General features: G+C 68.5%; 6 protein-coding genes. All 6 read right to left on the reverse strand.

The window, feature by feature from the left end; translation table 11 throughout:
• On the reverse strand, positions 1 to 389 hold a 389-nt coding region (locus OXN85_03840; GenBank protein ID MCY3599094.1), incomplete at its 3' end, for a hypothetical protein.
• Positions 386 to 1,267, reverse strand: a complete 882-nt coding sequence (locus OXN85_03845) for a c-type cytochrome (GenBank protein MCY3599095.1) — start codon at positions 1,265 to 1,267, stop codon at positions 386 to 388. The genes OXN85_03840 and OXN85_03845, both read right to left, overlap by 4 nt.
• Positions 1,268 to 1,626: 359 nt before the next feature.
• Complete coding sequence (locus OXN85_03850; protein MCY3599096.1) at positions 1,627 to 3,045, reverse strand: M56 family metallopeptidase; 1,419 nt, start codon at positions 3,043 to 3,045, stop codon at positions 1,627 to 1,629.
• The gene (locus OXN85_03855; protein ID MCY3599097.1) at positions 3,042 to 3,413 is read right to left on the reverse strand and encodes a BlaI/MecI/CopY family transcriptional regulator; all 372 of its coding nucleotides are present in this window, start codon (positions 3,411 to 3,413) and stop codon (positions 3,042 to 3,044) included. The genes OXN85_03850 and OXN85_03855 overlap by 4 nt, the downstream gene beginning before the upstream one ends.
• Before the next feature lie 192 nt (positions 3,414 to 3,605).
• Positions 3,606 to 5,207: an acyl--CoA ligase family protein gene (locus OXN85_03860; GenBank protein MCY3599098.1), complete on the reverse strand. Its 1,602-nt coding sequence runs from the start codon at positions 5,205 to 5,207 to the stop codon at positions 3,606 to 3,608.
• 65 nt (positions 5,208 to 5,272) lie between these two features.
• Positions 5,273 to 6,294, reverse strand: a 1,022-nt coding sequence (locus OXN85_03865) for a hypothetical protein (GenBank protein MCY3599099.1), incomplete at its 5' end; no start/stop codon positions are given.

A 6,294-nucleotide genomic window follows, 5' to 3' on the forward strand; every position in this document is an offset into this window, starting at 1 on the left:
AAGGGGTGGAAGCCGACGTACTCGCGCCCCGATCCGATGCCGAGGCCGAGCGTGAGGAGGATCCCGAGGCCGGCCGCCGCCCAGGTCAGGACCTGGACCCGGAGGCGCCAGCGGTCGCCCAGCGTCGGAGGCCGCTCGTCCTGGAGGAAGCGGTACACGACGGCGACGCCGCCCAGGAAGACCCAGGCCGAGGCGAACACCGTGTGGATCGGGCGCAACTGTCGCAGGTCGAGACCGACTTGCTGGAACCACGGCGCGAGCGACGGCACCGAGTAGAACGCGGCGAGGATGCCGCCCAAGAGCGTGATCGCAATCGCGATGAGTCCGCCGCGGAGGAAGGTCAGCACGGCGAACTGGTGCGCGGGGTGGCCGGCCGCGAAGGGCTTCACGGGTACTCCCACCATGGCAGCGCCCCCCAGTCGAGGCGGCGGTCCGCGGCCAGCGCCTGCGTCGCCGCCTCCAATTGCTCGCGGTTGGCCGCCAGGAACTCGAGGAACGCGGTGAGCGCGGCCCGGTCGGCGGCGCCGAGCGGCGGCACGGGAGGCGGCATGCCCAGCAGTGGCCGACCCTCGGCGAGCACACTGTCGAGCGAGTCAGACGCGAGCGACTCGGTGGCGAGCGACAGGTCCGGCGCCCCCACCGGCGAGTCGCGGAAGGGGAAGTGGCACGCGCTGCACGGCCGGATGCGGTAGGCCTCGAACCCGGCCGCGACCTCGGCCAGATCCTGGTCCGGCCCGTCGCCCGATCCCGCGCGACCGGGCGTCCCGGCCCCGAGCGCCGCCTCGACCGCGCGCTCGAACGCCGCCTGCGCCCCCGCGCCTTCCCCCGGCGTCCCCATCCGGAGTTCGCCGCGGCCGATCTCCGGCCGGTCCATCTCGCGCAGGAAGGCGGCCATCGCCGCCGTCTCCGTGTCGCTGAACCCGAGCGGCGGCATCTGCCCGCTCCCCACCGTCAACAAAGAAACGAGCCGGGTCGAATCAACCCGGCTCGCGGCGTGCGTCAGATCCGGCCCGAGGAATCCCCCCTGACCGTAAAACTGGTGACAGGTTTGACAGGCATACGCCTGCCAGAGCGCACGCCCCTCGCGCGCCGCCTTCGACAGCGGCTCGCTGCGCACGTCCGAGTACACCAGCCCCGTCTGGACTCCAAAGGAGAGCACCAGCACGGCCAACAGCAGCTTTTTCCGGGCCGGCGTGAACATGGGAGGCGGCTGCAGGGGTTGAAGTCGCGTGATCCCGAACCCCGAGATGATCTTCGCAGAGGGCAACGGTCGTCAAGCACGCGGCACAGCCTCCCGCCGCGGGGGTATACGCGGTAACGGTTCAAATGGAGGCCACGATGTTGCTCAGGATCGAAGAAGGAGGCCGAATCACACTCCCGGCTGAAGTACTGGAATCGCTCGGTGCCCAGCCCGGTGACCGCCTTCGGCTGGAGGAGGGTCCGGACGGCTATGTCTTGCGTCCGCAGCGGATCGACTTCTCACGCCTGGCGCCGCTACGCACGCACGTGCGTCCGGGAACCGAGCCGTTCGACATCCACACCTTCCGCGCCCAGCCCCATGACCCGGCGGTACGGGGTTGACACTTCCGTGCTCGTGCGCCTGCTCACGGCCACCCTTCGCCGTGGTTACCGTCGAGGGGGAGGTGGCTGATCTACGACGACTCGTTCGATGGTTGCCGGCGGGAACCACGCGTGAGACTGGATAGACAGATCTCCATGCGTCGGAGTGAACCCCCACCGAAGGTTCCAACCGCCGTCATTCGTGTGTTCAACCGTTGCGCTGAAGTCCAGTGCGAAGCTTTCCTCGGCCGTCAGATCCTCATCGTGGCACCTGGCACATGCCTGTAGCCCTTCAAGGGTGGCCATCAACTCGTCGTACCTGGTGCCACTCATTCTGATGGTACCTGGAATCACGTCGCCGTCGGTGAGGGGCACCAGACCCTCGGCTGGAGGCAACACGACGACTTCCAGATCTTCGACCGAGAGATTGACAAGTGGGGCATCCAGCATCGGGACTTCCGCGGCAGGCACTTCGACCGCAGTCGGTGACGTCTGGTCACTGCAATAAACGAGACCCAGGGCCAGCGAGGCTACGAGTCCGGCACGCAAAACGAGCTGGAGCGCAGGTGACGGCACCGCGGTGGGTTTTGCTGTGATGATCATTCGAAGCCTCCCTTCCAGATGTCTTGTTCGGCGACCGCTGTGGGCGGCGCTGGCGAGCGCCGGCGGACGCGGCATCCCCTGCGAGCGGACCAGGTCGAGCGCCCGAACCAGCGAGCGGGCGTAGTCGTGGGGGGTACAGCCGAACGCGTTCACGACAAGAGCGTCGCAGCAGAGTTCCCCGGCCGCTCTCAGCCGTCGTCGCGCCCACCAGGCGACCGGGTTCCACCAGAAGACGGTGCACGCAAGCCATTCGAGCCACCGGACGAGGTGATCCCTCCGGCGGACATGGGCGAGTTCGTGCGCCATGATCCATTGCAGTTCGGCGCGGTCCAGGCCGTCGAGGAGGCTGGACGGGATGAGGACGCGGACGGTCCCGCCGCTCCAGTACACCATGGGAGAGACGACAGCATCGGTCGTGTGGATCATAGGCACGTTCTCAAGACCGAGGGTGCATCCGATCTCCTTCGCCATCCGTTGCAGGTCGCGCGGGGCGCCACGCGACGCACGCTCCAGCGAACCGCGGAACGCGCGCGCCCGAACGATCGTCCACCCGACCATGGCTACGACACCAAGGATCCAAACGACGATGATTCCGAACCGGCCGTCCCTCGGGAACGGACTTCCGCTGACTGCGTCGGGGCCCGCGAGCGTCCGGATTGGACCGAAGGCCGTTGGGTCGGCAGGCCCCGCAGCCGGGGCGGCCGGGCTCAGCATCGGGAGGGCGATGAGGGGCGGGATGAGCAGCGCCGCGAGCAGGGTGAGGCAGAGCGCGTGACACAGGCGCGGCCGCTCGCTTCCGCGCGCGGCGAGCCACACCGCCGCGCCGAGCACGATCGAGATCGCGAGCTTGCTGCCGGCGATCTGCAGGGCGAGGTCCGTCATGATCCGTCCTCCAGCAGCCGGCGCAGGCGTTCCATGTCGGCGTCGGAGAGCTTCCGCTCCTCCACCAGGTGCGTGATCATCGGGACGAACGAGCCACCGGTGACCTGGTCCGCCAGGGCTTCCAGGCGACCGGCGGCGTAGGCTTCGCGGCTGACGAGCGGCGTGAAGAGGTGGGCCGCGCGGTCGCGGTCGCGATGGACGAAGCCCTTGTCTTCGAGCCGCTGCAGCAGCCGCTGGATCGTCCCGTGCATCGAGTTGGCGGCGTCGGGGTAGAGGTGTTCGCGCAGCAGGCGCGCGGTTTGAGCGCCCTTCTGCCAGAGCCGCTCCATAACCGCGAGTTCGGCGTTCGCAAGCTTCGGTACCGTCATCGACAAATGGTCTCCGTTGCGGTAAACAACGACACGTTGTCGTAGTATGCGACAGGGCGTCGTACACGTCAAGCAAGGGAGGGTTCCCTGGCGTTCCCGCGGGAACGTTTCGTCCGGCCAGTCACCCAAGTGGCGGGTTCGGACGTTCCCGCGGGAACGTCTTCAGGTTCCGGAAGGGCTTTCAGGCGGCGGTCAGTTGATGCGCTTGTCGCGGCCGGTCCATTCGCGGTCGCGGAGGACGTATTTCTGGACCTTGCCGGTGGAGGTCTTGGGGAGGGGGCCGAACTCGATCGCGTCGGGGCACTTGAAGTGGGCGATCCGGTCGCGGCAGAAGTCGATGATCTCGCGCTCCGTGGCGTCGGCTTCCGGCTTCAGCGTGACGAAGGCCTTGGGGCGCTCGCCCCATTCGTCGTGGGGGATGGCGATGACCGCGCACTCCAGTACGGCGGGGTGGCGGGCGACGGTCTGCTCGACCTCGATGGTGGAGATGTTCTCGCCGCCCGAGATGATGATGTCCTTGGCCCGGTCGCGGAGTTCCACGTAGCCGTCGGGATGCCACACTGCGAGGTCGCCCGAGTGGAACCAGCCGCCGCGGAAGGCCTCGTCGGTGGCCTCGGGCTGCGCGTAGTAGCCCTTCATGACGATGTTCCCGCGCATCACGACCTCTCCCATCGTCGCGCCGTCGCGCGGGACGTCCCTGCCCTCCTCGTCAACGACGCGCATGAGGTCGGAGGTGACGAATCCCTGGCCCTGGCGGGCGAGCAGCCGGGCCTGCTCGGCGGGCGGGCGTCCGTCCCAGTCCGCGTGCCAGGCGCAGGTGGCGGTGGGGCCGTACGTCTCGGTGAGACCGTACGCGTGGATCGGGTGGAAGTTCAGCGCCTTCAACTGTTCCAGCAGGGTCGGCGAGGGCGGGGCCCCCGCGATCATCGTCCGCACCGTGTGCTCCAGCGGCCGGGCCGCCGGATCGTTCATGAGCATGATCTGCACGGTCGGCGCCCCGCAGTAGTGCGTCACGCCCTCCGACTCGATGAGCGCCCAGATGCGGCCGGGATCGACCTCCCTCAGGCACACGTGCGTGCCGCCGACGGCGGTCACCGCCCACGTGAAGCACCACCCGTTGCAGTGGAACATGGGGAGGGTCCAGAGATAGACGGCGCCCGGCGTCATCTCCATCTCGATCAGTTCCCCGATCGCGTTCAGGTACGCGCCGCGGTGCGTGTACACGACGCCCTTGGGACGGCCCGTCGTCCCCGACGTGTAGTTCATCGAGATCGGGGCTTCCTCGTCCGCGGGGCCGGCCGCGAGCGGGGGCGCCGCTTCGCTGCCGGCGAGGAACGCCTCGTAGGGATCGCTGGGCGCCCCGGTATCGTCGATCCGCACCACGGTCACGCCGGCGCCGCGCAGCGCGTCCCCGTCAGCGAGGCTCTCGAGAGCCCGGTCGACGAACAGGTACCGCGCACCGCTGTGCTCCAGGATGTAGGCGATCTCGCCCGCTCCGAGCCGCGTGTTGATCGCGACCAGCACCCCGCCGGCGGCCGGCACGCCGTAGTGCGCTTCGAGCAGGGGCGGCGTGTTCGGCGACAGGAAGGCCACCCGGTCCCCCGGCTTGAGCCCGGCCCGTAGCAGCCCCGCCGCCAGCCGCCGCACGCGAAGCTCGAACTCGCGGTAGGAGTAGCTGCGGCCGCCGTGCACGACCGCCGCCTTGTCGGGGTACACGAACGCACTCCGCCGCAGGAATTCGAGCGGCGTGAGCTCGGTGCGGTAAGGGCTCCTCTCGCTGACGGGCTCGCTCACGGGCGATTACGCGGCTCGGCGCTCAACGGCCCCGCTGCAGCTCGCGACCCTCGCGGATGCACCCCCTACCCTTCCGGCTCCAGCGCAACCAGCCTGACCACGCGCACGGTCGGCAGGTCCAGCTCGTCACGCTCGATGTAGGCCAGGAGTCCATCGGGGCCGAAGGCGTCGGGGGTCCGAAGCCCCTCCAGCGGCAACGTGCCGATATAATCCCCGTCGGGCGTCACGATGTCCGTCGGGCCGTCGTCGTCGCCCGTCGGGCCCCGGCGCTGGACCCAGATTCGGTCCTCCCAGTCCACCTTCAAGCCAAACAGCACCGGCACCTCGTCGGCGAAGGTGAGCCCTTCCACCCCCTCTATGTCGGTCTGGATGGGCGAGTTGGCTCTCATTGCGTTCATACGCGCCGTGCTTTCCCGGTACCGGTCGCGGGCGGCCTCCATCAATGCGTCGTCGACCGCAAGCGGCGCGATCGGCCGCTCGATGGTTCCGGCAACGCTTCCGTCGAGTCCGATGAGCTTGACCCGGTAGCCGATCGAGTCGATCAGCGCGAGACGGCCATCGGTCAGGGGATCGTAGCTGAGGTAGGGCTCGAAGGCGCGGCCCGCCGACCAGGCTACGCGCATACCGGTCTCCGCCGACCCGCTCACGCTGATTTCGTCCTCATCCTCGTCCGGTGGCCTCCAGGCGGTGTAGAGCAGTTCCGCCTCGGCGCCGTCGAGCGGAAAGATATGAATGGGGTGGCCCTCTTCCTCCTCTTCCTCGTCTTCGCCCAAGCGCATGATCGCGCCGGTCACCAGGCGGCCGTCGGGAAGAGCCATGTTGGCTATGACGATTCCCGTCGTCATCGGGTCCAGGTTGATGCGCCGCACGTACTCGCCATCGGGTGCGAGAAGATCGATGTGCGAGAATCCCAGTACCGTATAGGAGCCGTCACGCGCGACGATCGCAGTGGTGACGTTTTCGAACTCGCCGGGCCCCTCTCCCTGCCCTCCGACGGTACGGATCAGCGACCCCTCCGGCCCGACGACCAGGATGTGTTCGGCCTGACTGTCGAAGATGTGCAGGTTGCCCTGGGCGTCGAAGTGGA

This window comes from Candidatus Palauibacter australiensis, assembly GCA_026705295.1.
Taxonomy (GTDB): domain Bacteria; phylum Gemmatimonadota; class Gemmatimonadetes; order Palauibacterales; family Palauibacteraceae; genus Palauibacter; species Palauibacter australiensis.